The organism is Komagataeibacter melomenusus, assembly GCF_013155395.1.
Lineage (GTDB): Bacteria > Pseudomonadota > Alphaproteobacteria > Acetobacterales > Acetobacteraceae > Komagataeibacter > Komagataeibacter melomenusus.
Genome location: NZ_JABJWC010000127.1, coordinates 1 through 334 on the forward strand (window position 1 = coordinate 1; position 334 = coordinate 334).

A 334-nucleotide genomic window follows, 5' to 3' on the forward strand; every position below is an offset into this window, starting at 1 on the left:
TAATTTCCCAGGAGAGCGATTGCGGTAATCCCGGAAAAGATGATGACGGTCAGTGTCCGGCCCGACGATTTCTGTTCAAAGGAGTGGGCAAGTTCCTCAATGGCGAAAACAACGCCTGCGAGAGGTGTATTGAAAGCCGCCGCCATGCCTGCGGCCCCACCTGCCAGGATCATGCCATGCCGGGTGACATCGTTGTGCTGACGCATCGCCCGCGAGAAAGCGTGCATGATGGATGCCCCGATCTGAACGCTGGGTCCTTCGCGACCAATCGATGCACCGCAGATCAGCCCGAGGCAAGTCATCAGGACCTTGCCTAGCGCAATGCGCAATGTCA

1 protein-coding gene is annotated in these 334 nt (G+C 57.8%); it reads right to left on the reverse strand.

Annotation, left to right across the window (positions count from 1 at the left end):
* Positions 1-334, reverse strand: a 334-nt coding sequence (locus tag HNW77_RS17370; RefSeq protein ID WP_172159346.1) for a chloride channel protein, incomplete at both ends; no start/stop codon positions are given.